Source organism: Kitasatospora sp. NPDC029312 (assembly GCF_055569215.1).
The window spans coordinates 1-25,854 of record NZ_JBVHXY010000060.1 but is presented as its reverse complement, the minus strand read 5'-3'; the positions used below and the strand labels follow the sequence as shown (position 1 = coordinate 25,854).

Here is a 25,854-nt window from a genome sequence, read left to right as displayed (position 1 = left end):
CTCTTGCCCACCCCCCCCCCCCCCCCCCCCCCCCCCCCTCTCCCCTCCCCCCCCCCCCCCCCCCCCCCCCCCCCCCCCCCCCCCCCCCCCCCCCCCCCCCCCCGGTCCCGGAGTCTTCACAGACAGCGTCGCCGGGCTGGGCTGGGCGCTGATGGGTGCTCACGGGTGTCTCCTGGTGGTCGTGGTCCGCTGCTGTCTCTCCGGGATATCCGGCGCTCCTGACGGCGGCCAAGCCCGTTCCGGGCCCGCGCGCCGTACCCTCTCCCACCGCCTCGATCCGGCCCCCGCCGCCACACCCTCAGCAGCGAGCGGCCGCCACCATCCGGACGCGAAGAACAAGAGCACAGCGCAGGCGCCCGACCATACCGAACGCGAAGCGTCCCAGGCCATCGTCTGTGACCTGGAGTGCTCCTGGGCAGCTGGACAACAACTCCCCATTCTCCACGAGCGCCGTTGCGTCCCCCGGCGCGTGAGCATCGACGTTGAAACCGAACGCCCCGTGTCACCTGACGGTGAGACGGGGCGCTCGGATGTCATTCCGACTACGGGCGGCTGGCGATGACGCCCGCGAATGCCCCTGCTGCCGTCGCAACGTAGCCGGTCGTCACAACCACCGTGGACACGGCAACAACCACAAGCCGTCGTACTGCTGCACTCATCAGAGCCTCCTCAAAGCCACCCAGCTGGGTGATCTTGGCGCAACAGTACCAATCGTCGGAATCAATGCAGGACGACGTCGACGTTCCGCTGCCCGGCAGCGACGGCCACCCCGGCGCCGGACGCACCCGGCGACGTGATCCCAGGCGGCGGCCGGGTTTGCAGGCGCTCCCGCGCAGGGCGACGGCGCCCTCCAGGGGCTGCCGGAGGAGCCTGCCGTGGCCGACGCCAGGCGTCGGGCCGATCTCCCGCCCGGTTGCGCGTACAGGCCACGGCCCGCGCGCTGCGCCCGGCCGGCCTTGGTCAGGCGCTCCAGCACGGTGCGCACCGCGTTCACGTTGTCCGCCGACTCCTCGATTGCCAGCCGGGCGGTCACCTCCCCGGCGCGCAGCGGTGCATGCGCGTCGGCCAGTACGGCCAGCACGTTTTCGGAGGTGGCACCGGTCGTTCGCCGCCTGGGCGCGGGCGCAGCTGTTTGACGCCTGCCACTGGGCGCGACCCCCGCTGCGCCTGCTCTTTTCTGCACCAATGGCTTGACAGACGAACGCTAGGCTGGCCGGGAGGTTCGGGAACAGGCCGTCACGACCGGCGTACGAATCCGCGACTAACCACCGGCTTGGGTCGGCATCCACGCCTACGGAGCCGACATGGGCACACGGACGCGACCACCGATGTCGCGTCAACCAGGCGGGATAGGCACGGGCTTCAGTACCGGAATGGACGAGTGCCCGTCATGGACCACGCGCGGGCGAGCCGGCCGGAGCGCACTGTCAGGAGGTCGACGCCGCTGACAGAGGCACCGCCCGCCCTGGTCTCGGCCGTCCAGAGAAACGCTACGTGCCCTCGGGCGGGGTCGACGACGGGCTGCCGGTGGATCGTGATGGCGGACCGGTCGTCTGTCTCGGCTTGCCATTTGATCAGGTCGGTCAGCTCAGTGGGGCCGTGCGCGTCGCCGTCCGGCCCGGCGCCCGAGAACAGGGCGAAGTCGCCCATCACCAGGTCCGTGGCCAGTTCAGCCCGGCCGTTGCGAAGCTGAACCCAGCGGTGGCACAGCCCCTCGATCGTGGCGGCGTCGGTCCGACCGGCCGCCTCGGGTGCTGGATCGGACTGCTCGCAGTGCCGCTCCGCCACGAACGTCCAGTTCTCCCTGATCCGGTCGCCGCTGAGAATGTTGACGTCGATGCCGGTCCACACCTCGCCGTCGGCCTTGCGCACATCCCACAGGTAGGCGAACTGGTCACCGGCGTCGACGAGTACCCGCGGGCTGAAGACGTTCACCTGCCGTGCGCGGTACTCGGTGACGAACCGTTCCTGTTCGGCTGGGCCGACCACGGCGTCCAGGCTGGCCGTGCGATTCGACCACTGCACGCAGTCGTCGGTCATCAGGCCGTACGCCAGGAAGGGGTCCTCGCTCCACATGCGGCACCAGGTGATCATGCGCTTCTCGTTGTCCATGACGGACAGCATCGCGGTCCCTCGCGACACCGTCCTGTCGGTGTTTCAGGTCGCATTGCGTCGCACCACGTCACCTCGCGAAGGGCTCGGCATCCAAGCGCTTCAGCTCGGCCCGCCACTGCGGCTCCCGGGACGCCACTCGTTCGCCCGACAGTTCCAACGACGAGATCCGGTCGAGCTGGAAGCCTCGGACCGCCGACCGCAGCCGGCACCACGCCGCCAGATACCAGCCACTGGGGCCCCACAGCAGCCCCAACGGCTCGACCTCGCGCGTTGTCGCCGCGTCGGCCCGGTCCGTATAGGTGAGGTTCAGGACACGTCCTGAGACCACTGCCTCGACGATGATCTCGTTCAACGTGCTGCTCCCGCCAGGAGCGTGGTCCCCGACCCGGTGCACCAGCCGCGCTAGCGCCTCCTCCCGCTGCCGCACGTCGGCGGGCAGCACTGCCAGCACCTTCTGACCGGCGCGGTGCGCGGCCGCCGCGAACGGCGTGGACGCCGCCGTTCGAAGCGCGACGCTGACGGCAAGGGCCTCAGCGGGGCTGAGTGTCACCGGCGGCAGCGTGCGGTCCCGGTCGAGGCTGTATCCGCCGGCCCGACCGGTGTCGCTGCGGATCGGCAGGCCCGACTGCCTCAGCGCTTCAAGATCTCGCTCTATGGTGCGGACACTGACCTCGAATCGCCGCGCCAGCCATGGGGCACTGCGCGGCCGGGGCGCCACCGCTCGAAGCTCCTCGACCAGCGCGTACAGGCGATCGGTGCGGTTCACCGCCCCAGCGTACGCGGTCGGCTGACTACCTGCCGCACTCGCTCGGCTTCAACCGGCGGGGGCCCTGCCTCGCGGCTCTGAGGGGCCTGGCTGGCCCCTCACCGACGTCCCCACCCAACCCAGCCGGACCGGTAAGGCTGCCGAATGAGCGCCGCAGCCGCCAGCCCGGGCGCTGCGATGGCGAGGGCGTTGTGAAGCGCTTCCTGACGGGCCTCGAAGGTGCAAGCGTCTTGGTAGTGAAGGGCGATCTCGAAGGCGTCGCTGGTTCGTTGGGCCAGGGCGTGGTAGGCGGGATTGTCGAGGGCGTCAGTGCGGTGGTCGCCGAGCATCGGCAGGGGGTGGGTCGGGAGGGCAGCTTCCCTTCCGACGGGGTGGCGATTCGGCGGCGGCCACCGCCTGTGGTGGCCCGCCGGGTGGGGCGGGTGCATCCGGCGTCGGAAGCCCCGAAAAGGCACCCCTAAGATCATTTCAGCGACACACTTAAGGGGGGTTATATGAGACGCCGAAAGGTCACCATCGCTCTTCTCACCGCTCTGGCGACCATGGTGCCGTGGTGGTCGACCCAAACGGCACACGCGGATCAGAGCAGTCCGAGCATCGTCCAGATCGTCGCCCACGAGGATGACGACCTGCTGTTCATGAACCCGGACGTCGCCAACAACATCCGGGACCACACACCCGTCGCCAGCATCTACCTGACCGCGGGCGAGGCGAACAAGACCGACCCGGTCCCGTACGCCCGGGACCGCCAGGCGGGCATCAAACTGGCCTTCGCCAAGATGGCCGGCGTCGCATGCGGGGGCGACGGCGACTGCTGGAGCGGAGAGGAGCTCTCCCTGGCCCCGCTCGGCAACGGGCACGTGGTGGAACACTTCTGGCTGACGGGCAACAGCTCCGTCCAGTTGTTCTTCCTCGGCCTTCCCGACGGCGGCGACCCCTACGGCAACCTCGGCAACGACACGCTGCGTCAGCTCTGGAACAGTCCGACCCTGGTCGCCGACACACTGCCGATGTCGAACTCCGGCAACTGGCCGCAGCACTACGACAAGGGCGACGTCGGGGACGTGCTGGCCACACTGCTGGCAACGCTCAGGGCGACCTTCGTCCGGGTCCAGGATCCGGCGCCGGATCCGCGTCTGCTCCTCTCGCACGGCGACCTACCGGAGCACGACAACCCGGATCACATCAGCGCCGCCTGGTTCGCGGATGCTGCCGTCGCCCAGTACACCTCGTCGAGCGGAGCGCCCCGGACGGTCGTCGAGCACTACCGTGACTACAACATCGCCGAGTCGCCGGCGAACTTGGCGACTATCGACGCCACCAACAAGCAGCTCGTCTTCGACCTCTACGCGACCCGTGACGATCTCCTTCGGAACGACCTTGCGGAAGGCGGGCCGATCTGCCACGTCGAGGGACCCGCGATCTACCAGTGCTACGCCGCCCGGGAGCGCCTGCGAACGCCTCGATCGACGCAGTCCGTGACCAGTGACCGGAACCGGGCCCTCCACGCATTCGTCGTTGAGAGCGGGCAGCTCTACGAGTGGGTGGAGGACACTAGCAAGGTGTGGCGGGGCCCCTACCCCCACGGCAGTCCGGACGGTCCGCTGACCGTCGGGCTCGCGGTGGGACGGGACCAGGACGGCAGGATCGAGGTCTTCGGCCAGCGTGCGGACACCGGCGCCATCGTGTCGCGCTACGAGAACGGGACCGGCGGATGGAGCTGGGCCTCGCTCGGGAACCCGAACCCGTTCGGCAGCACTCCCCTCACCAACGACGCTCTGCAGGTCAGCGCGCCCGCCGTCGCCTCCAACGGCGACGGCCGGCTCCAGCTGTTCGTCCGGAACCGCAACGGCGGCGTCAGCTCCATCTGGCAGACCTCGCCCAACGGCGGGTGGACCGGCCAGTGGGGCGACATGGGCGGAAGCAACGTCCAGGGAACGCCGACCGCTTGGGCCAACCGCGACGGTCGGATCGAGCTCTTCGCCTGGTCGGCCGTCAACCGCACCAGCGCCGAGTGGTCCGCGGCGAACGCCGCCAACACCGTCCTGCACTGGTACCAGCCCGCGCCCAACCAGCCGTTCACGTCCGACCCCCTGTTCCCGTCCGTCGGACCGACGAGCGAGACCTCGATCGGCATGGACACCGACGGAAGACTAGAACTGATCTACCGCCAGGTGGGGAGCTGGGATCCGTCCAACCCTTCGTCACCGGGCGAGTCGTACACGATGTCCCTGCACCAGACGGCGCCGAACGGCGGCTGGGTGCAGGCGGCCGGCGCACTGGGCGGGGGGCCGGACGACGGCGGGATCGGCGCACCCGCTGTGGTCACCCCGGGTGACGGGCGCATGGTCACCGCCGTGCGCAACCGCAACGGTGGCATCAGTGTGAGCCGTCAGGGGGCACCGAACGGTGCCTTCGGCCCCTGGCAGAACCTCTCCGGTTCCGCCATGAGCGTGCCGTCCAGCAGCGTCGACCGGGACGGTTTCGCCGACCTCGTGGTCATCGGAACCAACGGCCGGCTCTACGACAGCCGCCAGCGCGCCGACGGATCCTTCGGCATCTGGACACCGATGGGCGCCTCCTGACGGCCGGCCTCTGAGCTGCGGAAGCGCGCGGAGAGCGCCCCGGAAGCGGCGGGGTGCCTACGGTGGTACCTGCGGGCGTACCTACGGCGGTACCTGCGGTGCTACCTGCGGTGGTGTCTACGTGCGGCCGGGACGGCGCCGGGAGGCGCAGAAGAACACCGGCCCACCGCAGGCGCGAACCACGAACCGGACCGACCGACCAACCTCCACCACCCAAGGGGGAATAAGGCCAGAGAAGGGGTTGTCGGCATTTCCGGACCGCCTGAAATGGGTCTGACCTGCGGCGATGCCGCGCCCGACCTGATGCCTGTGTGCCCGCAAGACCACCCGGCAGACGTCTCACAAGGCACCTGACAAGACCACCCACAAGAGGCATGACCTGGCCGGGGGGGGAGACGCCGAGGCGGGATCAGCCGGCGACGGTCTCGGCATGCCGGGTGAGTGCGTCCAGGAGCGCTGTCTGTTGCTCGGTCAGCTTCCCGTCGGCGCGAGCCTTGTCCTGCTTGCGCAGCCAGGTGCCGGGCCGGAACGTCGGGTCGTCGCCCAGGCCGGAGCTGCCCGCCGGCGTAGCTGGGGTGTACCGGCCCGCCGCTCACCTCGCCTACACCGCCGGCACCGGCGACGAGCGACCGCCGCGCAGCTGGCGGCCTGCGCCCGGGTGTGGAAGCAGTCGGGCGAGGGCGGCGCGGGGCGGGCGGGAGCGGCACTGGCGATCCTTCCCGCGGCTGCTGGTGGTCCTGGTCGGCACGGCGGCCGCCGGGGCGACGACTACCAGGTCCGGCGCTATCCGGGGTGGTACCGGCACATCACCCTCGCAATGGCCGCCCACGCCTACCTCACCGTCCTGCGGGCCCAGCAGCTCGAAAAGGGGACCGGGCAGCTCGAACGCCAGACCTGATACCGCTCACCGTCCCCGAGATCCGCAGGCTGATCAGCCACCTCACCCGGCAGGCCCGCCGAAGCCTTGACACGTCCCTGCACTGGTCCCGCTGGCGCCGCCGACGCCAACACCAGGCCCGGACCAGCCACGACAAGAGACGAGGCCACAGCCCTCCGCCTGAAGTCTCGTCACGGTAAACACCGTTGCAGTACTAGGCCCCGCAGCAGGGCCACGGGATCCCAGCCGGTCAGGTCCTGGTCCTGCATGAACCCGTCGTCCGGCTGCGGCACGGGCAGCACCCCCAGCCACAGCGCCCAGTAGTTCAGGTTCGCGGCCTCCGCCGTGTCGTCGTCGGCCAGAGCGCGGTCGACGAAGTCCAGCAGTGGCTGCGGGTCACCGAGCCGGGCGAACGCCGTGGCGGTGGCGCGGGCCTCCGCCCAGTGCGGGGGCCAGCCCCGCCGTGCCAGCACGTCACGGCGCCGGTGAAGGGTGCGCGGTCCACGCGGCCGCGTCCGGCCCTCGGTCGTATGAGGTGAGGTAGAGCGCCTGGCGGTGCAGCAGCACTCCGCCCTCACCCTGCCGGGCCGCCGCCTGGGTCGTGTCCCGCAGGTGGTCGAAGAATACCGCCCGGTCCGCGGCCGCCAGCTGCGGCGCGGTGGTGACCGGACCGTGCCCCTGCTGGTCCAGTCCATGGAAGAGCAGGGCAGAGTCAGGCTGAGGCCGGGGCCGTAGGAGCGGGGGTATCTCTGTATGGGGTAGGGGTGGTCAGCAAATGTGGGTGGTATTGCGCCAGGATGCGTTCGTGTTCGTCGGTGAAATGATCTCGCCCAGGTGTGCGGCCAGGCGTGGCGGCGGTGTCCGGCTCTGCGGCTAGGGCCGTGAGTTCGCCCGGCGTCAAAGGGTGGTCCAGGTGTGCGGCGATGCGGATGAGAGTGCCGGTGCGGGCAGGGCCGGTGAGGTCTTCGTCGCGGATCACGCAGACGTGTGGGTGGTGCAGGAGCCAGGCGCTGTTGGCGGCCTCGCGCACGCCGGGGAAGTTCGGGTCGGTCAGAGCGAGAGTGATCTTGGCTTCCATGGTGGGTTGAGCGGCCAGGATCGCCTGATAGATGAGGTGCTCGGGCATCGTGCCGACGCGGTCGGCGGGCTGGGAGAGCATGCGGATCTGCTCGATGATCCGGTCCCGTACGTCCCGGTGCTGAAAGATGACCTTGGGGTGCCCGTCGGTCTGCCAGGTGCGCAAGAAGCTGGCGTCCGCGTCGTGCAGATCGAGGCTGGTGGTGTACCAGCAGCCCCGGCCCGGCAACAGCCGGTGGAAAGCGCCATCGTGGTTCTGGAGCCGCTGTACGAGGTGTGGGTCGACGGGCGAGGCGAGCGTGAGTGGCTGGCCCAGGAGCTGCCACCACACGCGCCAGGCGGCCAGCACCGCCTGCTCGAAGGCGGCCGGCAGCTCCTCGCGGTTGTTCGGAGCGAGCAGGCGGACTGCCTCATTGCGGCCGTAGGCGGCTTCAAGGAGCGGGTACACCTCTCCGGGCCCCGGCCGCTCCTGACCGTCGCGGCCATCGGTAGTGCTCATGATGCCGTGCGAGGTGTAGCCCAGTGCGGTGGTGACGCGGTGCAGCAGCGCGGTCTCGCTCCCGCGCAGGGAGACGACGAGGGCCTGGGGGACGGACACAGCAGACTCCGGTGATCAGGGTGAACGGGGCTCATCCACCGGCGGTAGGGGCCCGGGACGATACGGGGGTGAGGAGGAGGTCTTCGTAGACGTGGTAGGCGCGGGTGGAGGTACGCGCGTGCAGGAGTTCGGCCGCGCGGGCGTGCTCGCCGGCGCCGATCAGGGCGCGGGCCAGGGTGTCCTGGAGGATCTCGCGTTCGACCCGCACCCCTCCCAGGTGTCCGGTACGCGCCCCGAGGCGGACCAGGAGGTCCACGGCGTGGTGAGGGCGGCCTGCGGTGAGGTCGGCCAAGGCCAAGGCGACGGGGGCCAGGACCTCCCGGAACTCGGTCCGCTCATCGGCGCCGGCCAGCTCCGCGAGTCGCTGAAGGTCTTCGTAGGCGGACGCGACGGCCAGGGCCAGGGCGAGGTTGAAGGTGTGGAAGACCTCCGCCATCCCACCCGGCTGCCGCAGCAGGTGTCGCACGTGCTCCAGACCGCTGGTGTCGGCGGGCTCCTGCCCGGCCAGCAGCAGTCGCCAGTTCACCGCCGCCCGCATCCCCACATCCTCCCGTGTCAGGACGGTGTCGGCGCGGCGGCGGACATCGGCGAGGTCCCCACAGGCCAGGGACTGCAGGGCGGCGTGCCAGTTCAGGTGCCGGAACTGCACCGCGTCCGGATCCTCGGCCAGCCAGGTGTCCAGGAAGGCGGTGGACGCGGGACCGGCGCCCAGCTCATGCTCGGCGTGTGCGCGGGCATGTGCGGCCACTCCCGCACGCGGATACAGCTCCAGCGCCCGGCCGGCCACTTCCCACGCCTCCTGCGCAAGCCCCTGCTCCACCAGCGACCACGCCTTCTGCGAGGCCCACACCCAGCTCTCAGAACCGGCCAGCGCGTACTGCTCGCCGACCAGCGCATCCCCGTGCTCGCGATAGGCGGCATCTCCCACCGCGTGAAACGCGCCCACCATCGCCGATGCGATCTCATCTCCGGGGAAGCGAGCGAAGTGCCCGACCAAGTGGTCAGCGACCAGCCGATATTGACGGTGGGTGTACAGGAAGATCCCGTACACCAGACTCGCGGCCCGCTCGCCCTCACCTCGCGCCGCCTCATAGGCCGTTTCCAGCTCCGCCTTCAGACTCGCGTCATCAAGGCTGTCGCTGGTCGCCCACACCACCATCGCCCGCGCCAGACCCGACCGAGGAGACCTGGCCGCCTCTGCCCGGAGACATTCCAGACCACGACCGGACAATGCCAGCCACTCCTGAACGCCGACGACAGCATCAACCGTTGCTCGAGCATCCGTACCCGCGGACGTTGCGACAGCACTCACGCCCCACTCAACAAGCAAAACCGGCAGCCGGTTGCGGGCCGCCTCAAAACAAGCACCCTTACGTCACGCATTAGGCTTGGTCCAAATTGCAGACGATGCCGCTGTTGCCGCACTGATTCCGCGGCAGCAGGACAGGCAACTGCACCTGGTTGCCCGACATCGAACCCGCGCCCGACACCGTGCCTCCCTGTGCCTTCGAGGCCGCGTGCGTCACGCACTCATTGCCGAAGGTCGGATTCCCCACGCCGATGATATTCGCCTGCGCCGTACCCGCACCGGCCAGGGACGTACCCACCGCAAGACCGGCCACCACGGCTCGCTTGCCCAACTCCACACAACTCACCCATCCAATCCCAACCGGCACCCACCGACCGACGAGCGCCCTCCACGCCTCACACCGGCACCTAAATGTGACGATGACACCGTCAACGAACCTGTCTTCACTTCGTCACGCCCCCCAAACGAATTGAGATGACCGTCTAATACTGCAACGGTGCTTATCGTGACGGTTGTTGGTTCGCTCGTTGGGCTGTTCGTGGGTGGGGACATAGCGGAGGTTGATGCTCGTCGGTGGTCGGATGGGCTGGCTGGTTTGCATGAGCGGTTTGCTCATCGGTTCTCGCGGAGTGAGTCGGGGGAGTCGGCCCTGGCCTACATGCGGGGCCTGCTGGCGCCGTTGGAGCGCAAGAACGGGTGGACGATAGCCGAGGAGGCCGGTCATGGTGGCCCGGACCGGGTCCAGCGGCTGCTGAACCGCATCGACTGGGATGCCGACGGGGTGCTCGACGGGGTGCGGGGGTACGTGGCCGAGCACTTGGCGGATCCGAGCGGTGTGCTGATCGTGGATGACACGGGCTTTTTGAAGAAGGGCGTGCGGTCGGCCGGTGTCGAGCGGCGGTACTCCGGCACCGCCGGTCGGACCGAGAACTGCCAGGTCGGGGTCTTCCTCGCGTACTCCAGTGGGCTGGGTCGGACCTTGATCGATCGGGCGCTCTACCTGCCGAAGTCCTGGACGGACGAGCGCGAGCGGTGCCGGGCGGCGGGTATCGGCGACGAGGTCGAGTTCGCCACCAAGGTTCAGCTCGCTAGGGCGATGGTCCGCCGCGCGGTCGACGACGGGATCCCGTTCCGCTGGGTGACCGCGGATGCCGGCTACGGCTACAGCAAGGGCCGGCGCTACGAGTTGGAGCAGGCTGATGTCTTCCGGCGCAGCGCCGCGATCAGCGTGCCGGGGCTGTTCCCCGTGCCACGGCGGGGCGGCGATCAGGCGGCCGTAGGCACCAGCGCACTCCCGCACCGTGTGAGCCTCGGCCTCCAGCCGACCCCGGCGCCGCACCCACACCGAAACGCTCGACCACCCCACACGAACCCCACGTCAACCCCATCCGACTACCCACCACCGACAACCCACCGACCCGAGCCAGCAGCAGGTGATTCACTTGCCCACCCATACCGGGCGACATCCCGAACTGCACGCGGCTGTCGGGCTGCTGAGTGCCGAGGTCGCCGCCGAACATCCGGGCGGACGACTGGCCGTACCTGCTCTGATCGACCTGCTTCTGATCTACCTCGTGCGCGCTTGGACCAGCACACCCGGCGCGGGCGGCTGGAACGCGGCACTGGCCGACCGGTCGTGTCCACCGCCCTGGCCGCCATCCACCACGACCCAGCCCACCCATGGACCACCCGGCCTGGCCCGGCACGCCGGTGTCTCCCGCGCCACCCTCACCCGCCGCTTCACCGCACTCACGGCGCGCCCGCCCATGACCTACCTGACCTAGTGGCGAATGACCCGAGCCGCCACGCTGCTACGCCAGAACTCCCAGCCGCTGGAGACGATCGCCCGCCAGGTCGGCTACGGCAGCCCCTATGCACTGTCCCACGCCTTCACCCGCGAATTCGGCATCACCGGGCCGCTACCGCACAGCCACAGTCACAGCCAGCCAGGGGCGCCTGCCGACGACAGCCGGCCCGCCGGAAGCGGTTGACGCGTCAGCAGCGATGGGCACGATGTCCATCGGTCTGCCGGCGACGGACGGGCCGGGTGGGCGGCCGGGCTGGTCAAGTAGGGGGCTCGTCAGACGACTTCGAGGTTGGCCACCATGCCCATGTCCTCGTGTTCAGCATTGTGGCAGTGGAGGAGGTAGCGGCCGCAGTAGCCGTCGAAGCGCGTGATGATCTCCGCGGACTCCCCCGGTCACAGTGAGACGCTGTCCTTGAGGCCGGCGTCTTGGGGCAGCGGAGGCTTGCCGCGGCGGGAGAGGATCCGGCAGCCCACCAAGTGCAGGTGAACCGGGTGGTGGACGTGAATGATCAACCGCCACACCTCCACCTCACCCAGGCTCACCGTGACGTCGGTGCGGGCCGGGTCGAAGGCGCGGCCGCCGACCAGCCACCTGTGACCGCCGTCTGCGACCGGTACGGCAGGCGAAATCCCGCACGCGGACAGCGTCCTGGCGACGCCAGTCGGGCAGGTCGGCGGCGAGCACAGGCGGGATACGACTGTCATCGCGGACCGTGCGGACGATCCGGAAGGCAAGTACCTCGCGGATGCGTGCCGTGCCGAGCCGGTTACGGACGCGTGGGAGGCCGCAGCGGGCCTAGATCTTGCCGGAGAAGGTGTCGCAGCGGGCGAGGTCGCCGGTGCGGTAGCCGGTGGTGAACCAGGCCTTGCGCTGGTCTGAGGAACCGTGCGTCCACTCCTCCGGGTTGATCCTCCCGGTGGCCTGCTTCTGGATCCGGTCGTCGCCCACGGCGGCTGCGGCGTCCAGTCCCTGGGCGATGTCCTGGTCGGTCAGCGAGGCGATCAGCGGACGCCCGGTGGAGGGCTGCGGGGTGGTGGTGGCGTGGTGCGCCCACACCCCCGCGTAGCAGTCGGCCTGCAGCTCCAGACGCACCGAGGCGCTGTTCGCGCCCTGCCGGTCGCCCCCGACCTTCTGCATCGTTCCGGTCAGGGTCTGGATGTGGTGGCCGTACTCATGGGCGACGACGTAGGACTCGGCGAACGGGCCGTCCTTGGCGCCGAAGCGGGAGGACAGCTCGTTGAAGAAGCCGAGGTCGAAGTAGGCCTTCTGGTCGCCCGGGCAGTAGAACGGGCCCACCGCCGAGGTCGCCGGCCCGCAGGCGGTGGAGACCCGGTCGGTGAACAGCACCGTCTGCGCCGTCTTGTACGCGACCTTGGTACGGGTCGGCAACTCCGTGCGCCAGAACTCCTGCAGGCTGTTGGTCACCGCCGTGATCCGGCAGTCCTGGCGCTTGTTGGCGTCCGCGCCGCTCTTGCAGGACTGCTGCACCTCGCCGTCGGTTCGCACGCCGGACGAGGAGGAGGTACCGGAGCCCGAGCCCGACGACAGACCCAGGAGCTTCGGGTCCACGCCGAGAACGACCGCCAACAGCACCACGATCAGACCCACCGCCCCGCCGCCGATGGCCACCTTCCCGCCCGGCACGCCGCGCCGGTCGTCCACCTGGGAGGTGTCGAGGTCGCCCTGGTCATCGAACTGCATGCCCTGCCTGCCTGCTTCCGTAGCTTTGTCTGTGTTGGTGTGTCGGGTGTCGGTGTGTCGGTTTGTCGCTGTTCGCGCTGTTCTGCGCCGCCTTTCGGCCCGCCCAGCCTACGGGCAGCGGCTCCCGGCACGCACCATGGCAGGACCTCTGCGCCGCGCGCGCCCAGCAAGGCGAAGCAGCGGTCGTCGGAACCCGGGGATCGCCGCCATCCGGTCCGAGCTGATGGTCTAGGGTCGTCCCCCGTGTCTGAGTCATCGTCGTACACCACCGCCACCGCCGACGCCTACGACGCCGTCGCCGTCCGCTACGCCGAGTTCGTCAAGGACGGCCTGGCCGGCCTGCCGCTGGACCGCTCGATCGTCACCGCGTTCGCCGATCTCGTCACCGCCGCCGGACCCGCCCCCGTAGCGGACCTCGGCTGCGGCCCCGGCTACCTGACCGCCGCCCTGCGGGAACAAGGGCTGGACGTGTTCGGCGTCGACCTGTCCCCCGCGTTCATCGACCTCGCCCGCCAGGCATACCCCGACCTGCGCTTCGAACTGGGCTCGATGGGCGCCCTGGAGACGGCCGACGCGCAGTTGGGCGGCGTCGTCTCCTGGTACTCACTCATCCACACGCCACCCGCCGAACTGCCCGCCTACCTAGCCGAGTTCCGCCGGGTCCTGGCACCGGGCGGCTACGCGCTGCTGGCCTTCTTCGAGTCCGAGGGCGGACCGGTCACGCCCTTCGACCACAAGGTGACCACCGCCTACCGCTGGCCCCTCGACACCCTCGCCGACCTCGCGGGCCGGGCCGGCTTCGCGGAGGTCGGCCGCATGCTGCGCGAACCCGGCGAGGGCGAACGCTACCGGCGCGGGCACCTCCTGCTCCGCGCCGTGTAGCAGGCCGGCGGGCGCACCGGGCGCTACGGGCCCTCCAGCGAGCGAGCGAATTCGAGGGGTCGCTGCCATACGTGGTGAGTTGATCCAGCCGCGAGCAGTGTGGTCAGACGCGCGGCTGGGATTTCCCAGCCGCGCGTCCCGCGGGGGCGGCCGCCGAGTCGGTCGGCGGCAGCGGCCAGGTGCTCGCTTGGCGTTCGCGTATGGCGCGGCGGGCCGCCACCTTCAACATCTCGCGTGTTCGCCGCTGAGCGCCCGCAACTGGAGGGGGCCAACGGCCGCCGGGGCTCGGCGGCGGGGTGGCGTTATGCCGCGCGGAGGTGCAGGACGGGGTTGGACCATCCGTCGTCGGTCACTCCGGCGTCCAGAGCGGCGCTGATGGCGCGTTCCTCGTAGTTGAAGTGGGATTCCATGATGGCGGCCAGGCCGTCGAGTTCCCGTGCGATCGCCTCGAGGTCGCCGTCCGGTGTCGCAGCGGTCTTCCGTCTGTTCGGCGAGTTCGCGTACGCGGGTGAGGATGTGGGAGATGAGGCCGTGGTCCTCGACGAGGGCGGTCACGGTCGGTATGAGGTCGGGTCGTTCACGTACCAGGGCGGTGAACAGGCCGCTGTCCTCGCCCTGGTGATGGGTGGTCAGGACGGTGCAGAAGGCCAGGCAGTGGGTGAGGAGCGTGTGGTCGCCGTCCGGGCGGCGCCGGCCCAGTCCGGTTCGGATCCCAGTGAGGCGGCGGCGCAGTTCCTGGTTGGATTGGGCGAGTTGGGCGCTGAGGGCAGCTGTACGGCCGTCGGCGGGGGAAGCCACGAGGGGGCGGTCCCTTCCGTTCGGCACCTCCATGCCTGGCGCGGTCCGCCACCGGCACGCGATGCTGCCCGCCATCGGATCACGGTACCGGCCGCCGGGGCAAACGGGGGCTCGCGGCCGGGGCCGGGGTGGGGTAGTCGGCGCGGTGGGCGGGGCGGGGACGTCCGAGGAGGATGCCGGCGGCCACCAACGCGAGCCCCGCGCCCTGGCGCGGGCCGAAGGCGTCCCCGTCCAGCGCGGTCCCCAGCAGCACACCGGTCAGCGGGTTGAGCAGTCCGAGTAGGCCGACCGTCCCGGCGGGCAGGTGGCGCAGCCCGGCAAACCAGCAGGTGAAGGCGAGGGCGGTGGCCACCAGGGCGGTGTAGCCGAAGGCGAGCAGGGTGGGGGTGGACAGCGGGGGCGGCGCGCCTTCGAGGGCGGCGGCGAACGGCAGGAGCACCAGGGCCCCGGCGGTCAGCTGCCAGGCGGTGGCGGCCAGTGGGTCGGCGCCGTCGCGCCAGCGGGCGGAGAGCACGTAGCCGACGGAGGAGACCAGCATCGCGGCCGCCGAGGCCGCCAGGCCCGTCCAGCTGAGCGCGCCGAGCGGGCCGAGCAGGGCCAGTGCCACGCCCGCCAGCCCCACCAGGGCGCCGGCCAGATGGGCGGGGTGGGGGCGCTGACCGGCCAGGGCCCAGGCGGTGAACAGCATGACCAGCGGGGAGGCGGCCATGACGGTGGCGGCGGTGCTGGTGGGCAGCAGTTGGGAGGTGAGGTAGAGCAGGACGAAGAAGAGTGCGGTGTTGAGGAGTCCGAGCAGGGCGCTGCGGCGCCACCAGGGCCCGCGCGGGCGGCGGCGGGCGAGGGCGAGCAGGAGCAGGCCGGCGGGTAGGGCGCGCAGGGCGGCGCCCCACAGAGGGCGGTCGGGGGGCAGGTAGGTGTGGGTGATCCAGTAGTTGGTGCCCCAGGCCACGGGGGCGATGGCCGTCAGCAGGATCCACCGCAGATTTGCTTCCATGGAAGGCAATATAGCTTCCCGGGAAGCTATGCAGGTAGGGTGGTCGCATGCACCCGGACGTTGACCATGTCGCGCTGATCCAGGCCGAGTGGCGGCGCGAGCGCCCCGACCTCGACGTGTCCCCGCAGGCCGTGATCGGACGCCTGCACCGCCTCGCCGCCCGTCTGACCGCCGAGCTCACCCTCGTCTACCAGCGCTACGGCCTGGGCGAGGGCGAGTTCGACGTGCTCGCCGCACTGCGCCGCGCCGGCACCCCGTACGAGCGGGCGCCCGGCGAACTCGCCGCCCACACCATGGTCACCACCGGCGCGATGACCAAGCGGATCGACCGCCTGGAACGCGCCGGGCTCGTCACCCGCCGCACCGCCGAGGGTGACCGGCGCGCCCGCGTGGTCGCGCTCACCGACGCCGGCCTGCGCCTGATCGACGAGGCGTTCACCGCCCACATGCGCAACGAGCACCGCCTGCTCGGCCACCTCAGCCCCGAGGAGGCCGCCGCCCTCCAGGCGCTGCTCACCACCTGGCAGCACCGTCTGGACGGCGCCGGGCCCGAACACCCCGCCGCGTGACGCCCGGGCCACCGGCGTCCCAGGGGGCCGGCGATCCCACCCCCACTGAGCCGGCCGGTCCGCGACCCGTTCACCGTGCCCGCATGCACACCGAGCACAGCCGCTGGGACGTCCTGCTCATCGGTGGCGCCTCCGGCCTCGGCAAGAGCTGCGCCGCCGCCGCTCTCGCCGCTCGACACGGCGCGTTCATCGTCGAGTTCGACGACGTGGTCGCCGCGCTGCAGGCCGCCACCACCGCAGCCACCCACCCCGGCCTGCATCACGTCCGCGCCCAGGACGACGCTCTGGACGGCTCTCCGGAGCAGCCTCCGGAGGGTTCCCCGGAGGAGTCTCAGAAGGGTTCTCCGGACGCGGAGCGGGTGCTGGAGCTGCAGATCGCCACCGCCCACGCCCTGGACGAGGCCCTGCTCGGCGTGGTGCGCAACCGCCTGAGCGTGGAGGTGCCGGCCGTCGTCGAGGGCGACTACCTCACCCCGGCCGCCGCCGCCCGCTGCGCGGCCGAGGCCGGGCGCCGGGGCCGGCGGGTACGGGCGGTCTTCCTGCACGAGCACGACCCCGAACGCATCAGCGCCAACTACGCCGACCGCGAGCCCGACCACGGCACACAACCCGAGCGCGCCGCGGTCAGCGGGGCAGGGACCAGATCGTGGAGTACGACCGGCCTGTCGGAGCGGACGGCATCCGGTGGGGTGACCTGCTGTGCTGGTGGCGGGAGACCTCGGGAATAACGGACGAGGTGAGTGCCAATAAGGCCTTGTACAACCGGCTGCTGGACTCAATGCCCGATGACGATTCGTCATTCCAGCGCGACCTTTACCAGGCCTACAACGAGGTCTTCGGGGCCCGTGCCTGGGACATGCCTGCGCTGCTGCCCGAGGTAATGGCTGCACTGGGAGCCCAAGACCGTGGAGCGACGCGGTGTGAAAGCGCTGCTGAACCACCGGATGGACTTCCTCATCTTCCTGCCCAACGGCAGCCGCGTGGTGCTGGAGGTCGACGGCCGCCATCATTACGCGAACAGCAGGGCGTACGAGGACACCGTCCGCGGAGACCGCGACCTCAAACTACGCGGCTACGACGTCTACCGCTTCAGCTCCACCGAACTCGACCGAGACCGGATCCGCCGCTCGTCGAACAGTTCTTCACCCGCCTCTTCGAGCACCATGGCCTGACCGTGCCACCAGCGCCCGCGATCAATGCGTAGCCGCCACAGGCGCAGCAACCGCTGAACCCGGCGACCAGTGGTGGCCTTGAGGACACCGACTCGCCGAGCGAACCGAGGGCATCAGCGCGGTGGATCCGGCATCGGTGACGACCAAGCCGACCGGCGGATACCCGGCGCGAGTGTGGCGGGGCCAGGTACGGCGCCACCAGTGCACCGTACGGTCAGCTGGCTCCTGGTCGGCGAGGGCCGGGTCGTTGTCGCGGAACATCTCGCGGTAGGCGCTGAACTTCGCCGCAGGCGGCAGCAGGCCCTCATCGAGATGCCCTACACCTGCGCGTATCAGCCCTCCCTGGCTCGACCTTCCCCGTCGCACGGAGGCGGCAGGCCGAGCCACCAACCAGCCAGGGCAAACGGCACACCCAGGCCCTACTCTGCCTGGCCAGACGCCGGGTCGACGTCCTGTTCGCCATGCTCCGCGACGGCACTTTCTACCAGTCGCGGCCAGCCGCAGCGGTCACCTGAAGTTGGGGTCCGCCATCAGCACCACACTGTCGGCATTGGGGTCGAACCCGAGCACCGGGTGCCCGTAGTCGCCTTCGGCCGTCATGACCACCGGCTTGCCCAGCCTGCGGCCCACCGCGGCCAGCAACTCGCAAAGGATGTCAACCCCGTGTTGACCCTGCAGCTCTCGAAGACCGACATCGAAGTCGATCCCCGCACACACTCCCGAACGCAGCCCGATTTCTTTGACGAGCCCCATAGGGGCACCCCCCACTGGCCAACACGCACCGCGCGCGGCTACAACCCGGCCGCGCCGCGCACCGCCGTACGGTGGGTCAGCGCGCCCAACAACAGCAGGCTGGCCGCGCCGACGGCCACGTACCCGAGCAAGGTCCCGGTGCTGTCCCAAGCGGTGTGCAGGAGCACGGCGGTCACAAAGACCAGGACGAAGCGCCGCCAGCCGCCGTCGGCACGGGCGGACCACAGGGCGGCGGCGGTGGCGCCGGTCCAGGCCATGTGGCCGGCGGGCGCGAGCACGCCGCGCAGCAGCAGGACGTCCTCCAGAGCGGTGACGTCGCCGTGGCTTCGCACCAGGGCCACGAAGGCGTAGCCCATGGTCTCCAGGGCGGCGAAGCCGGCGCCGGAGGCCACGCCGATCAGTACGCCGTCGACGGCGCGGCGGTAGCGGGAGAACAGCAGCACCGCGAAGGGGACAGCGAGTTTGGCGGCCTCCTCGATCACCGCGACCGCCACCAGTGGCAGAACGCCCAGCCGGAGCAGGGTGTCGAACTCCAGCATCCCCGCGACGGCCGTACCGATCACTCCGGCGAGCAGGGCGGTGGCGAACACCAGCCAGGCGGGCACGTCGCAGGCCACCCGCCGCTCCGCGACGAACAGCACAAACGCGACGGGCACCACGGCCGCGCCGAGCACGATCACCGAGGGCACGAAGTTGGGATTGCCGGTGTCCACCATCGCCTGCTGGTCGACCAGGAACAGGCCGGCTCCCAGCACCAGGGCAGCCAGCCAGGACAGACGGGGTACGGGCCTCACGAGCTCACCTTCCACGCGCGCTGGACGGACGACTGCGGCGCGACTACCCCCGGGAGACAGCCGGCAAGCAGCGGCGGCCGCCACGCGTTGATCAGCTGTCAACGCGGACCTGACCGCCGCACCGATCACGTCCGGCCGCGCTTGCCTGCCCCATGCCCGTGACCTCACGGTCCCAGCGATCGGGCGGGGCCCGATCCGGTAGATGGTCAGCGGCCCGAACTGCGGCTCGCCCACGCGGAAGAGCCGCATTAGGCGGTATGGCGAAGGGGGGCAGCCGGGCGGTGAGCCCTGCTGCCCCCTTCGGGCTGTCCGGTCAGTGCCCGGCGGGGCGGCCCACCAGGTCGACGGGATCGGTGTTGGCCCCGCACAGCACCACGGCGATCTTCTCGCCGTGGCCGGGGTCTCGTGGCTCCCAGCAGCGGTCTCGCTGCTGGGCGGCGCGCTGAAGCTAGCGAACGGCAAGGTGGGTGGTGATGGCGGTCGCCAGCCGGAATCCCTCGATCTCCTGGACCAGGTCCTCCACGCGCTGGTCGCTCGGGTCACGGTGACCGTCCAGGAGATCGGCGAGATCGATGATCCGGGCGAGGCGGCTGGTGTTGATCTCCGCCGAAACCACCGTCTCCAGGCAGGTCCGCGCGCGGTCCTGCTCGGCCCACCAGCCGGGGGGAGGCTGGTGGCCGCGGCGGATCCGTGCGACATCGGCCGAGATTCGGCGCAGTGCGGCGGGCACGTCGAAGCCGTCGGGCTCGCCGCTGTTGGGGGTGTCGAGGAGCTTGTCGAGGTTCTTCTCTGGCGTCATCGGTCGGCTCCTGCGCGGCGGGCCCGGGGTACGGCGGCGGTGCGGCGCAGGACATGTCGGGCGGTGAGCAGTCGTTCGAGGGCCGCGATCGCGCGGCGGTGGTGGTAGTCGACGGTCCGGGGGTGGATGCCCAGGATCTCCGCGCTGTACTCGGCGGTGTAGCCCATGGTGCTGTGCAGGACGAAGGCCTCGCGATGGCGGGTCGGCAGTTCGGCGAGGGCGGTGTAGAGGCCGGCTCCGCCGTCTATCCGGGAGAGCGTCTCGTGCATCTGCTGCAGCTTGCGGCGCGCTGCCCGTAGGCGGGCGGCCAGGTCCTTCTCCCGCTGGAGCCAGTGGATCCGGTACATGACGGCGCCGGCCAGAATCCCCAGGGGCCGCTCTCACTGCTCGCGGTGTCGTCGTTCGCCGCGGCCGCCGCGGAGGCACGCGGGGCGTTACGTTCGGTAGTAGATGTGACCAGCGTCACTACTTTCGTGTGCGGACCTCCTGCCCGAACCCGCTCATGCGCTCCGTGTGCGGGCTGACAGGCCATCCGGCCAGGCCAACACGCCGTCAGCCTGCGGCCGACGCAGCGGGCGGTGACCGTGCGGGACCGCAGGGCCCCGTACCCGTCGCCGAGACCGCTCCAGGCGGATCCGCTCACGCTCAGGCGCAGCTCGGCGGTGCCCGGCCAGGCGTCGAGGGTCAGGAGGGTGGGTCTCGCAGGCGTCGGCGAGGATGGAGACGACCTCGGTCCAGTGGTCGCCGGGCTCGTCGGCATTTCCGAACGCTGAGGTTCACGGATCGGGCGTGAGCTGGGGCGATGCGTCGCGTAGGTGTCCATGACGTGGGTTGGGCCTGGGCTGCGGGGTGGTGGATGGCTGATGGCCTCGCCCCCGTCGCGGGGCGAGGCCATCGGTGGTGGTGGGGTCAGCCGCAAGCGCATCCAGCCGCTGCGGTGGCGGGTTCGGTGGTCTGGTCCGTGTTGGTGCAGCAGGCGGTGGGGGTGCCGTCGGTGCTCTTGCCGAGGGTGTCGGCGTCGGCCTTGACGACATAGACCTCCCAGGGTTCCTTGCCGGGGCCGTGGACCCAGATCTTGTCCTGGAGGGCGAAGCAGCAGGAGGTGTCGTTCTCCTCGAAGGTAGCCAGGCCGGCGTCCTCGAGGCGGGTGGTGGCGGCGGTGACCTGCTCGGTGGTCTCGACCTCGACGCCGAGATGGTCCAGGCGGGTGTCCTCGCCCTGCTCGCCCTCGATGAGGACGAGCTTGAGCGGGGGCTCGGTGATGGCGAAGTTCGCGTAGCCGGGACGGCGCTTGGCGGGCTCGGCGCCGAAGAACTTGGAGTAGAAGGCGATGGAGCCTTCGAGGTCGGCAACCCGCAGGGCGAGCTGGACGCGGGACATGGCGGTTCTCCCAGGGTCCGAGGTCTTGATTCGACGACTGTCGATATGGTCGACGTTGCCACTCGCATAGATGACTGTCAACATAGACACATGTCGAATCTGGAACTGCCGGTGCTCGGCCAGGACGACGCGGCCGCGTGCTGCTCACCGATGGTCCGCGAGTCCCTGGACGAAGACACCGCCGTCGACCTGGCGAAGATGTTCAAGGCCCTGTCCGACCCGGTGCGGCTGCGGCTGCTGTCGCTGATCGCCTCGCATGAGGGCGGCGAGGCCTGCGTCTGCGACCTGACCGGCCCGTTCGACGTGTCCCAGCCGACGATCTCCCACCACCTCAAGGTGCTGCGCGAGGCCGGCCTTGTCGGCTCCGAGCGCCGCGGGACCTGGGTCTACTACTGGCTGCTGCCCGCCGCGCTGGCCAAGCTCTCCTCGCTGCTCCAGGCCCCCGCCGGGGATTCCAGATGACTGCGATAGCGCCGCTGGGCCGCCGGGCGGCGGCCGAGTTCGTCGGGACCGGCGCGCTGGTCGCCGTCGTGGTCGGCTCCGGCATCCAGGCCACCAAGCTCTCCCAGGACGTCGGCGTCCAGCTGCTGGCCAACTCGCTCGCGACCGTGTTCGGCCTCGGCGTGCTGATCCTGCTGCTCGGCCCGGTCTCCGGCGCCCACTTCAACCCGGCCGTGACCCTGGCCGCCTGGTGGACCGGCCGCCGCGACGGCAACGGGCCCGAAATGCGCGAGGTCGCGGCCTATGTCCCGGCCCAGATCGCCGGGGCGATCGGCGGAGCGGTGCTCGCGGACGCGATGTTCGCCGAGCCGCTGGTGCTCTGGTCGACGCATGACCGCTGGGCGCCGCATCTGTGGCTGGGCGAGGTCGTCGCGACCGCCGGCCTCATCCTGCTGATCTTCGGCCTGGCCCGCATCGGCCGCGCGCACTTCGCCGCCATTGCGGTCGCCTCCTTCATCGGCGCCGCCTACTGGTTCACGGGCTCGACCAGCTTCGCCAACCCCGCGGTGACCATCGGCCGCGCGTTCACCGACACCTTCGCCGGCATCGCCCCCGCCTCGGTGCTGCCGTTCATCGCCGCCCAGCTCGTCGGCCTCGTGATCGGCGTCGCCTTGGTCGCGGTGCTGTTCGGCCGCCTGACACCCGCCGCCGAGCACGTCGTCGTCCCGCATGGCGACCACCACCCGGCCGAAGCCGCCCGCTGACCCCGCCTCTGCCTGCCGACCCGAAGACCGAAGGACCCCCTTCCGTGAGCACTCCCGCCGTCCCATCCGTGCTGTTCGTCTGCGTGCACAACGCCGGCCGCTCCCAGATGGCCGCCGCCTTCCTCACCCGCCTCGGCGGCGACCGGGTGCAGGTCCGCTCGGCCGGCTCCGCCCCGGCCGAGACCGTGAACCCGGCAGTCGTCGAGGCCCTGGCCGAGGTCGGAATCAACATCTCCGCCGAGATCCCGAAGGTCCTGACCGTCGAGGCGGTCCGGGCCTCCGACGTAGTGATCACCATGGGCTGCGGCGACGCCTGCCCGTTCTTCCCCGGCAAGAAGTACCTGGACTGGAAGCTGGAGGACCCGGCCGGCCAGGGCGTCGAGGCCGTGCGCCCGATCCGCGACCAGATCGAGCAGCGGATCCGCGGCCTACTCGCCGACCTCGGCATCCCGGCCCGGGCATGACCGGGCCCGCCGTCCGCGCGACGGGCATGCTGCCCGAACACGCTGGGCAAGTCCTGGCGATCTATCAGCTCGGCATCGACGGCGGCGACGCGACCTTCGAGGAAGCCGCCCCGAGCTGGGAAGCGTTCGACGCCGCGCGTCTCGCCGAACACCGCCTGGTCGCCGTCGACCCGACGGGCCGGGTGCTCGGCTGGGACGCCGCCGTCCCGGTCTCCGACCGGTGCGCGTATACCGGCGTCGTCGAGCACTCCGTCTACGTCCATCCCGACGCCCGTGGCCAGGGCGTCGGAGCTCTCCTGCTAGACGCGCTGATCGCCTCCACCGAGGCGGCCGGGATCTGGACGATCCAGTCCGGGATCTTCCCTGAGAACACCGCCAGCCTTGCCCTCCATGAGCGGGCCGGGTTCCGGCGGATCGGGGCCCGGGAACGGATCGGCGGCCATCATGGCCGCCGGCGCGACGTCGTCCTCCTCGAACGCCGCAGCCCGACGGTCGACTGACCCGGCGACATCAGGCGAGATGTGCAGAATCAAGACACTGGGCTAACACTTCGGTACGGACGACGGCCCGCCGTGATGGCCTTCATCCGAACCCCCCGTCAGCCTGATCGGCAACGGGATCCCTGCGCTGCTGCGTTTCGAGGAGGTCGCCTTCGAGCGCGGCGATGCGCTTGTCGGGCGCGTCGGAGTCCAGGACCTGGACGACGACGCCCTGGGGCAGACGGCCGTCGGGCAGCAGCGGCCTGTGCCGCGCCGCAGCCTCGACACCGCCCGCAAGAGCGAACCGGCTGCGGAAGGCAAGAAGACACGCGCCGACCAGCCCCCGGCCGCCCGCGCCGACCGCTCCCCCAAGCCGACCAGCGGAAAGAAGAGCACCGCCACCAAGACCGGCGCCGCCAAGACCACCAAGCGCGCCAGCGCCACCGGCAAACAACAACTGTCCCAGCTCACCAAGGCCGAGCTCTACAAAAGGGCCACCGACCTCGACATCCCCCACCACTCCACCATGACGCGCGACGAACTCCAGAAGGCCCTCGAACACACCGGCCGGCCACGGCACAAGGCGTCCTGACCGGCCGAGAAGTGCCGCCAACCTGCGTCTGGTCAGCCGAGGCGGTGCCCCCGTGCGCTGAGTCCCCCGGCTGCGTCCGGTCTACCGATCCGGGCGCCGAGGAGGATGGGGTGGAGTGCATGAGCCCGTAGGGCCCCAACCCCTCGAATCAGCTTGGGGTTCGGGGCCCTACGGGGTGCTCGGATGAGGCGCCGGGCGTCAGGCGGACTCGCCGTAGTAACCACCGATCGCCCGGTGGTAGTCCGGGTCCGCGGCATGCCGGTCCTTGTCGTACTCCGGCGAGTTCTTCACCTCGTCCTTCGTCCGGTTCACCCACACGGTCCGCTCGCCGGAGTCCACGCGCCGGATCGTGCCGGCCGGGAGCAGCACTTCGCGGCCGAAGATCCAGGGGCCGGTGTCGACGACGATGTGCGCGGAGTCGACGTCCTCGGTGTGCCGGTCGACCTTGCCGATGTGCCCGTCCTCGGCCTCGACCCGGTATCCCGTCAGGTCAGTGCCGGGGGTGTAGCCCTCGGCGTTGCCGTAGCCCCACAGTCCGCTGGTCATAACTGCCTCCTCGTCGAACGGGTTCTTCGTGGTACGGCTGTCGGCTTCCCCCGCCCGGTCGGAGCATGCACCGCAAGACGGCGCTCCGCGTGGGAAACGACCGCCTGCCGCCTTCGGCGACGGAGCCACGCCGCCGAACGCGGCGGCCAATGCGCCGGGCTCGGGAGTGAATGCCGCCTGCGGGGGAAACCGGCGGTCAGCCCCGCCGACCCGGAGGACCCTTCGAGATGAGCAACAGTCCAATACCGAACGCCCACCGGGCGCCGATGCTGCGGCGACACCCCCGGCACGAGCGCCGCGGCGAGGGGCGACTGCCCGCGATGGTGGCCACCCTGGTGGCCATCCTGCTCTACCTCGCCCTGCCCGAGCCCCTGCTCGTCGGCCCGCGCTACGTCCTGCCTGCCCTGGAGGTGCTGCTCCTGATCCCGCTGGTCGCGGTGAACCCCCACCGGATGACCCGCCAGAACCGGCTGTCCAGAACCCTGTCACTGGCACTGGTCGGCGTGATCGGCGCGAGCAACCTGCTGGCACTGGGGCTGCTCGTCCAGGCGCTGGTGTCCAGCGACGTCAAGGACGGCGGATCGCTGCTGATCGCCGCCCTCCAGGTCTGGGCCACCGACGTCATCGTCTTCGGTCTCGCGTTCTGGGAACTCGACCGCGGTGGTCCCGTCGTACGCACCCAGGTGCCGCGCAGCCAACTCCCGCTCGCGGACTTCCGCTTCTCCCAAGACGAGAACCACGACGCGGTGGAAGAAGTCGCCGACGGCTCCAGCCGCTCCTGCGACTGGGCCCCCACCCTGATCGACTACCTCTACGTGTCGGTGACCAACTCCACCGCCTTCAGCCCGACCGACACCATGCCACTCACCGTCCGCGCCAAAGTCCTCATGAGCGTGGAGAGCATCGCCGCACTCATCACCTCCCTCCTCGTCATCGCCCGCGCGGTCAGCGCCCTGCACTGATCCGTCCCCAGCAGATCTGCGGCTCACAGCTTCGCACTGGCGCCTGCCCCACCTGGCCGTGCGTCTCCGCCGGCCCCGAGCCCGAGGCCACCAACGTGATTGACCTCATGAACGCCCTGCGCCGCAGCCTCGAAACCGCCCGCAAGGGCGAACCGGCCGACGAGCCCCGGAAGACGCGCGCCGATCAGCCGCCCTCGGCCGCCCGCGCCGGCCGCTCCCCCAAGCCGACCAGCGGAAAGAAAAGCACCGCCACCAAGACCGGCGCCGCCAAGACCACCAAGCGCGCCAGCGCCACCGGCAAACAACAACTGTCCCAGCTCACCAAGGCCGAGCTCTACAAAAGGGCCACCGACCTCGACATCCCCCACCACTCCACCATGACGCGCGACGAACTCCAGAAGGCCCTCGAACACACCGGCCGGCCACGGCACAAGGCGTCCTGACCGACCGAGAACTGCCGACAGGCTCGCGCCTGGTCGACCGGAGCGGCGCGCCCTGCGCTGAATCGGTCCTAGGGGCCGTCTTCAAAGCTGGTCAAGTGATGAGGAATCATGTCCGTCATGGTGCGTCGTCATGAGCTGTCGGATGCCGAGTGGGCTGTGCTGTCGCGGTTCCTGCCGGCTTCGGGG

At 70.5% G+C, this 25,854-nt stretch carries 30 protein-coding genes and 3 pseudogenes; 16 read left to right on the top strand and 17 right to left on the bottom strand.

Going from position 1 to position 25,854, the window contains the following annotated elements; all coding sequences use genetic code 11:
- Positions 1-1,362: 1,362 nt before the first annotated feature.
- Together ACZ4WV_RS32635 and ACZ4WV_RS32630 are read right to left on the bottom strand one after the other, a co-directional pair.
- Positions 1,363-2,112: a hypothetical protein gene (locus ACZ4WV_RS32635; protein WP_465752260.1), complete on the bottom strand. Its 750-nt coding sequence runs from the start codon at positions 2,110-2,112 to the stop codon at positions 1,363-1,365.
- 70 nt (positions 2,113-2,182) lie between these two features.
- The gene (locus ACZ4WV_RS32630) at positions 2,183-2,881 is read right to left on the bottom strand and encodes a helix-turn-helix transcriptional regulator (RefSeq protein ID WP_465752259.1); all 699 of its coding nucleotides are present in this window, start codon (positions 2,879-2,881) and stop codon (positions 2,183-2,185) included.
- A gap of 494 nt (positions 2,882-3,375) precedes the next feature.
- Between ACZ4WV_RS32630 and ACZ4WV_RS32625 the strand changes: the two genes are divergently transcribed.
- The gene (locus ACZ4WV_RS32625) at positions 3,376-5,466 is read left to right on the top strand and encodes a DUF8189 domain-containing protein (RefSeq protein WP_465752258.1); all 2,091 of its coding nucleotides are present in this window, start codon (positions 3,376-3,378) and stop codon (positions 5,464-5,466) included.
- Between the two features lie 763 nt (positions 5,467-6,229).
- A pseudogene (locus ACZ4WV_RS32620) lies at positions 6,230-6,364 on the top strand (IS701 family transposase); the annotation flags it as partial.
- A 170-nt stretch (positions 6,365-6,534) separates the two neighbouring features.
- Here the strand turns inward: ACZ4WV_RS32620 and ACZ4WV_RS32615 are convergent.
- The 4 genes from ACZ4WV_RS32615 to ACZ4WV_RS32600 all read right to left on the bottom strand — a co-directional run bounded on the left by ACZ4WV_RS32615 (position 6,535) and on the right by ACZ4WV_RS32600 (position 9,664).
- On the bottom strand, positions 6,535-6,816 hold the full coding sequence (locus ACZ4WV_RS32615; RefSeq protein WP_465752257.1) for a hypothetical protein: 282 nt from the start codon (positions 6,814-6,816) through the stop codon (positions 6,535-6,537).
- A 239-nt stretch (positions 6,817-7,055) separates the two neighbouring features.
- A complete protein-coding gene (locus ACZ4WV_RS32610; RefSeq protein WP_465752256.1) occupies positions 7,056-8,018 on the bottom strand; it encodes a hypothetical protein in 963 nt (320 codons plus the stop codon).
- A gap of 31 nt (positions 8,019-8,049) precedes the next feature.
- Positions 8,050-9,177, bottom strand: a complete 1,128-nt coding sequence (locus ACZ4WV_RS32605) for a tetratricopeptide repeat protein (protein WP_465752255.1) — start codon at positions 9,175-9,177, stop codon at positions 8,050-8,052.
- Positions 9,178-9,400: 223 nt separating this feature from the next.
- Entirely contained in the window at positions 9,401-9,664 is a 264-nt protein-coding gene (locus ACZ4WV_RS32600; protein WP_465752254.1) for a chaplin family protein, read from the bottom strand.
- Positions 9,665-9,865: 201 nt separating this feature from the next.
- On the opposite strand from ACZ4WV_RS32600, the pseudogene ACZ4WV_RS32595 reads away from it, so the two are divergent.
- The 3 genes and pseudogenes from ACZ4WV_RS32595 to ACZ4WV_RS32585 form a co-directional block, all read left to right on the top strand.
- Positions 9,866-10,531, top strand: a pseudogene (locus ACZ4WV_RS32595) (IS701 family transposase); the annotation flags it as partial.
- Between the two features lie 238 nt (positions 10,532-10,769).
- Positions 10,770-11,111 (top strand): cupin domain-containing protein, encoded by a 342-nt coding sequence (locus ACZ4WV_RS32590; protein ID WP_465752253.1) that lies wholly within the window; start codon positions 10,770-10,772, stop codon positions 11,109-11,111.
- A 6-nt stretch (positions 11,112-11,117) separates the two neighbouring features.
- A complete protein-coding gene (locus ACZ4WV_RS32585) occupies positions 11,118-11,318 on the top strand; it encodes a helix-turn-helix transcriptional regulator (protein WP_465752252.1) in 201 nt (66 codons plus the stop codon).
- An 89-nt stretch (positions 11,319-11,407) separates the two neighbouring features.
- Here the strand turns inward: ACZ4WV_RS32585 and ACZ4WV_RS32580 are convergent, their stop codons facing one another.
- The 3 genes from ACZ4WV_RS32580 to ypfJ all read right to left on the bottom strand — a co-directional run bounded on the left by ACZ4WV_RS32580 (position 11,408) and on the right by ypfJ (position 12,836).
- On the bottom strand, positions 11,408-11,506 hold the full coding sequence (locus tag ACZ4WV_RS32580) for a multicopper oxidase domain-containing protein (RefSeq protein ID WP_465752270.1): 99 nt from the start codon (positions 11,504-11,506) through the stop codon (positions 11,408-11,410).
- 21 nt (positions 11,507-11,527) lie between these two features.
- On the bottom strand, positions 11,528-11,839 hold the full coding sequence (locus ACZ4WV_RS32575; protein ID WP_465752251.1) for a multicopper oxidase domain-containing protein: 312 nt from the start codon (positions 11,837-11,839) through the stop codon (positions 11,528-11,530).
- Between the two features lie 91 nt (positions 11,840-11,930).
- Complete coding sequence (gene ypfJ, locus ACZ4WV_RS32570) at positions 11,931-12,836, bottom strand: KPN_02809 family neutral zinc metallopeptidase (protein WP_465752250.1); 906 nt, start codon at positions 12,834-12,836, stop codon at positions 11,931-11,933.
- Positions 12,837-13,079: 243 nt separating this feature from the next.
- Here ypfJ and ACZ4WV_RS32565 point away from each other — a divergent pair, with 243 nt between their 5' ends.
- Positions 13,080-13,718 carry a class I SAM-dependent methyltransferase gene (locus ACZ4WV_RS32565; RefSeq protein WP_465752249.1) on the top strand — a complete coding sequence of 213 codons (639 nt, stop codon included), beginning with the start codon at positions 13,080-13,082 and terminating at the stop codon, positions 13,716-13,718.
- 534 nt (positions 13,719-14,252) lie between these two features.
- Here ACZ4WV_RS32565 and ACZ4WV_RS32560 read toward each other — a convergent pair.
- Both ACZ4WV_RS32560 and ACZ4WV_RS32555 read right to left on the bottom strand, forming a co-directional pair.
- Positions 14,253-14,549 (bottom strand): annotated as a pseudogene (locus ACZ4WV_RS32560) (hypothetical protein); the annotation flags it as partial.
- 46 nt (positions 14,550-14,595) lie between these two features.
- On the bottom strand, positions 14,596-15,510 hold the full coding sequence (locus tag ACZ4WV_RS32555; RefSeq protein WP_465752248.1) for a DMT family transporter: 915 nt from the start codon (positions 15,508-15,510) through the stop codon (positions 14,596-14,598).
- A gap of 47 nt (positions 15,511-15,557) precedes the next feature.
- Here ACZ4WV_RS32555 and ACZ4WV_RS32550 point away from each other — a divergent pair, with 47 nt between their 5' ends.
- The 3 genes from ACZ4WV_RS32550 (at position 15,558) to ACZ4WV_RS32540 (ending at position 17,251) form a co-directional block, all read left to right on the top strand.
- Positions 15,558-16,079: a MarR family winged helix-turn-helix transcriptional regulator gene (locus tag ACZ4WV_RS32550; RefSeq protein ID WP_465752247.1), complete on the top strand. Its 522-nt coding sequence runs from the start codon at positions 15,558-15,560 to the stop codon at positions 16,077-16,079.
- 83 nt (positions 16,080-16,162) lie between these two features.
- The gene (locus ACZ4WV_RS32545) at positions 16,163-16,807 is read left to right on the top strand and encodes an AAA family ATPase (RefSeq protein WP_465752246.1); all 645 of its coding nucleotides are present in this window, start codon (positions 16,163-16,165) and stop codon (positions 16,805-16,807) included.
- Between the two features lie 192 nt (positions 16,808-16,999).
- Positions 17,000-17,251, top strand: a complete 252-nt coding sequence (locus ACZ4WV_RS32540) for a DUF559 domain-containing protein (protein ID WP_465752245.1) — start codon at positions 17,000-17,002, stop codon at positions 17,249-17,251.
- Between the two features lie 507 nt (positions 17,252-17,758).
- Here the strand turns inward: ACZ4WV_RS32540 and ACZ4WV_RS32535 are convergent.
- The 5 genes from ACZ4WV_RS32535 to ACZ4WV_RS32515 form a co-directional block, all read right to left on the bottom strand.
- Positions 17,759-18,004, bottom strand: a complete 246-nt coding sequence (locus ACZ4WV_RS32535; RefSeq protein ID WP_465752244.1) for a hypothetical protein — start codon at positions 18,002-18,004, stop codon at positions 17,759-17,761.
- Between the two features lie 38 nt (positions 18,005-18,042).
- Positions 18,043-18,798, bottom strand: a complete 756-nt coding sequence (locus ACZ4WV_RS32530) for a PrsW family intramembrane metalloprotease (protein ID WP_465752243.1) — start codon at positions 18,796-18,798, stop codon at positions 18,043-18,045.
- Between the two features lie 448 nt (positions 18,799-19,246).
- On the bottom strand, positions 19,247-19,597 hold the full coding sequence (locus tag ACZ4WV_RS32525; protein ID WP_465752242.1) for a hypothetical protein: 351 nt from the start codon (positions 19,595-19,597) through the stop codon (positions 19,247-19,249).
- Complete coding sequence (locus ACZ4WV_RS32520) at positions 19,594-19,944, bottom strand: RNA polymerase sigma factor (protein WP_465752241.1); 351 nt, start codon at positions 19,942-19,944, stop codon at positions 19,594-19,596. Before ACZ4WV_RS32520 ends, ACZ4WV_RS32525 begins: the two co-directional genes overlap by 4 nt.
- Positions 19,945-20,506: 562 nt before the next feature.
- Complete coding sequence (locus tag ACZ4WV_RS32515; RefSeq protein WP_465752240.1) at positions 20,507-20,977, bottom strand: ArsI/CadI family heavy metal resistance metalloenzyme; 471 nt, start codon at positions 20,975-20,977, stop codon at positions 20,507-20,509.
- Positions 20,978-21,067: 90 nt separating this feature from the next.
- On the opposite strand from ACZ4WV_RS32515, the gene ACZ4WV_RS32510 reads away from it, so the two are divergent.
- The 5 genes from ACZ4WV_RS32510 to ACZ4WV_RS32490 all read left to right on the top strand — a co-directional run bounded on the left by ACZ4WV_RS32510 (position 21,068) and on the right by ACZ4WV_RS32490 (position 23,717).
- Positions 21,068-21,439: an ArsR/SmtB family transcription factor gene (locus tag ACZ4WV_RS32510; RefSeq protein WP_465752239.1), complete on the top strand. Its 372-nt coding sequence runs from the start codon at positions 21,068-21,070 to the stop codon at positions 21,437-21,439.
- Complete coding sequence (locus ACZ4WV_RS32505; RefSeq protein WP_465752238.1) at positions 21,436-22,182, top strand: aquaporin; 747 nt, start codon at positions 21,436-21,438, stop codon at positions 22,180-22,182. The genes ACZ4WV_RS32510 and ACZ4WV_RS32505 overlap by 4 nt, the downstream gene beginning before the upstream one ends.
- Before the next feature lie 44 nt (positions 22,183-22,226).
- Entirely contained in the window at positions 22,227-22,646 is a 420-nt protein-coding gene (locus ACZ4WV_RS32500) for an arsenate reductase ArsC (RefSeq protein ID WP_465752237.1), read from the top strand.
- Complete coding sequence (locus ACZ4WV_RS32495) at positions 22,643-23,146, top strand: GNAT family N-acetyltransferase (RefSeq protein WP_465752236.1); 504 nt, start codon at positions 22,643-22,645, stop codon at positions 23,144-23,146. Before ACZ4WV_RS32500 ends, ACZ4WV_RS32495 begins: the two co-directional genes overlap by 4 nt.
- A 244-nt stretch (positions 23,147-23,390) precedes the next feature.
- The gene (locus tag ACZ4WV_RS32490; RefSeq protein ID WP_465752235.1) at positions 23,391-23,717 is read left to right on the top strand and encodes a hypothetical protein; all 327 of its coding nucleotides are present in this window, start codon (positions 23,391-23,393) and stop codon (positions 23,715-23,717) included.
- A gap of 198 nt (positions 23,718-23,915) precedes the next feature.
- On the opposite strand, the gene ACZ4WV_RS32485 is transcribed toward ACZ4WV_RS32490, so the two are convergent.
- Positions 23,916-24,263, bottom strand: a complete 348-nt coding sequence (locus ACZ4WV_RS32485; RefSeq protein ID WP_465752234.1) for a PRC-barrel domain-containing protein — start codon at positions 24,261-24,263, stop codon at positions 23,916-23,918.
- Positions 24,264-24,490: 227 nt separating this feature from the next.
- Here ACZ4WV_RS32485 and ACZ4WV_RS32480 point away from each other — a divergent pair, with 227 nt between their 5' ends.
- Positions 24,491-25,225 carry a hypothetical protein gene (locus tag ACZ4WV_RS32480; protein WP_465752233.1) on the top strand — a complete coding sequence of 245 codons (735 nt, stop codon included), beginning with the start codon at positions 24,491-24,493 and terminating at the stop codon, positions 25,223-25,225.
- A 95-nt stretch (positions 25,226-25,320) separates the two neighbouring features.
- On the top strand, positions 25,321-25,668 hold the full coding sequence (locus tag ACZ4WV_RS32475) for a hypothetical protein (protein WP_465752232.1): 348 nt from the start codon (positions 25,321-25,323) through the stop codon (positions 25,666-25,668).
- Positions 25,669-25,854: the final 186 nt, after the last annotated feature.

Bases quoted from the DNA above. Each gene is read 5' to 3' on its own strand.
- ACZ4WV_RS32555 (WP_465752248.1), bottom strand. From the start codon at position 15,510: ATGGAAGCAAATCTGCGGTGGATCCTGCTGACGGCCATCGCCCCCGTG.
- ACZ4WV_RS32495 (WP_465752236.1), top strand. From the start codon at position 22,643: ATGACCGGGCCCGCCGTCCGCGCGACGGGCATGCTGCCCGAACACGCT.
- ACZ4WV_RS32520 (WP_465752241.1), bottom strand. From the start codon at position 19,944: ATGTACCGGATCCACTGGCTCCAGCGGGAGAAGGACCTGGCCGCCCGC.
- ACZ4WV_RS32625 (WP_465752258.1), top strand. From the start codon at position 3,376: ATGAGACGCCGAAAGGTCACCATCGCTCTTCTCACCGCTCTGGCGACC.
- ACZ4WV_RS32605 (WP_465752255.1), bottom strand. From the start codon at position 9,177: ATGGTGGTGTGGGCGACCAGCGACAGCCTTGATGACGCGAGTCTGAAG.
- ACZ4WV_RS32585 (WP_465752252.1), top strand. From the start codon at position 11,118: ATGACCCGAGCCGCCACGCTGCTACGCCAGAACTCCCAGCCGCTGGAG.
- ACZ4WV_RS32485 (WP_465752234.1), bottom strand. From the start codon at position 24,263: ATGACCAGCGGACTGTGGGGCTACGGCAACGCCGAGGGCTACACCCCC.
- ACZ4WV_RS32535 (WP_465752244.1), bottom strand. From the start codon at position 18,004: ATGGGGCTCGTCAAAGAAATCGGGCTGCGTTCGGGAGTGTGTGCGGGG.
- ypfJ (WP_465752250.1), bottom strand. From the start codon at position 12,836: ATGCAGTTCGATGACCAGGGCGACCTCGACACCTCCCAGGTGGACGAC.
- ACZ4WV_RS32525 (WP_465752242.1), bottom strand. From the start codon at position 19,597: ATGACGCCAGAGAAGAACCTCGACAAGCTCCTCGACACCCCCAACAGC.
- ACZ4WV_RS32505 (WP_465752238.1), top strand. From the start codon at position 21,436: ATGACTGCGATAGCGCCGCTGGGCCGCCGGGCGGCGGCCGAGTTCGTC.
- ACZ4WV_RS32635 (WP_465752260.1), bottom strand. From the start codon at position 2,112: ATGGACAACGAGAAGCGCATGATCACCTGGTGCCGCATGTGGAGCGAG.
- ACZ4WV_RS32515 (WP_465752240.1), bottom strand. From the start codon at position 20,977: ATGTCCCGCGTCCAGCTCGCCCTGCGGGTTGCCGACCTCGAAGGCTCC.
- ACZ4WV_RS32545 (WP_465752246.1), top strand. From the start codon at position 16,163: ATGCACACCGAGCACAGCCGCTGGGACGTCCTGCTCATCGGTGGCGCC.
- ACZ4WV_RS32510 (WP_465752239.1), top strand. From the start codon at position 21,068: ATGTCGAATCTGGAACTGCCGGTGCTCGGCCAGGACGACGCGGCCGCG.
- ACZ4WV_RS32480 (WP_465752233.1), top strand. From the start codon at position 24,491: ATGAGCAACAGTCCAATACCGAACGCCCACCGGGCGCCGATGCTGCGG.
- ACZ4WV_RS32575 (WP_465752251.1), bottom strand. From the start codon at position 11,839: ATGACAGTCGTATCCCGCCTGTGCTCGCCGCCGACCTGCCCGACTGGC.
- ACZ4WV_RS32550 (WP_465752247.1), top strand. From the start codon at position 15,558: ATGCACCCGGACGTTGACCATGTCGCGCTGATCCAGGCCGAGTGGCGG.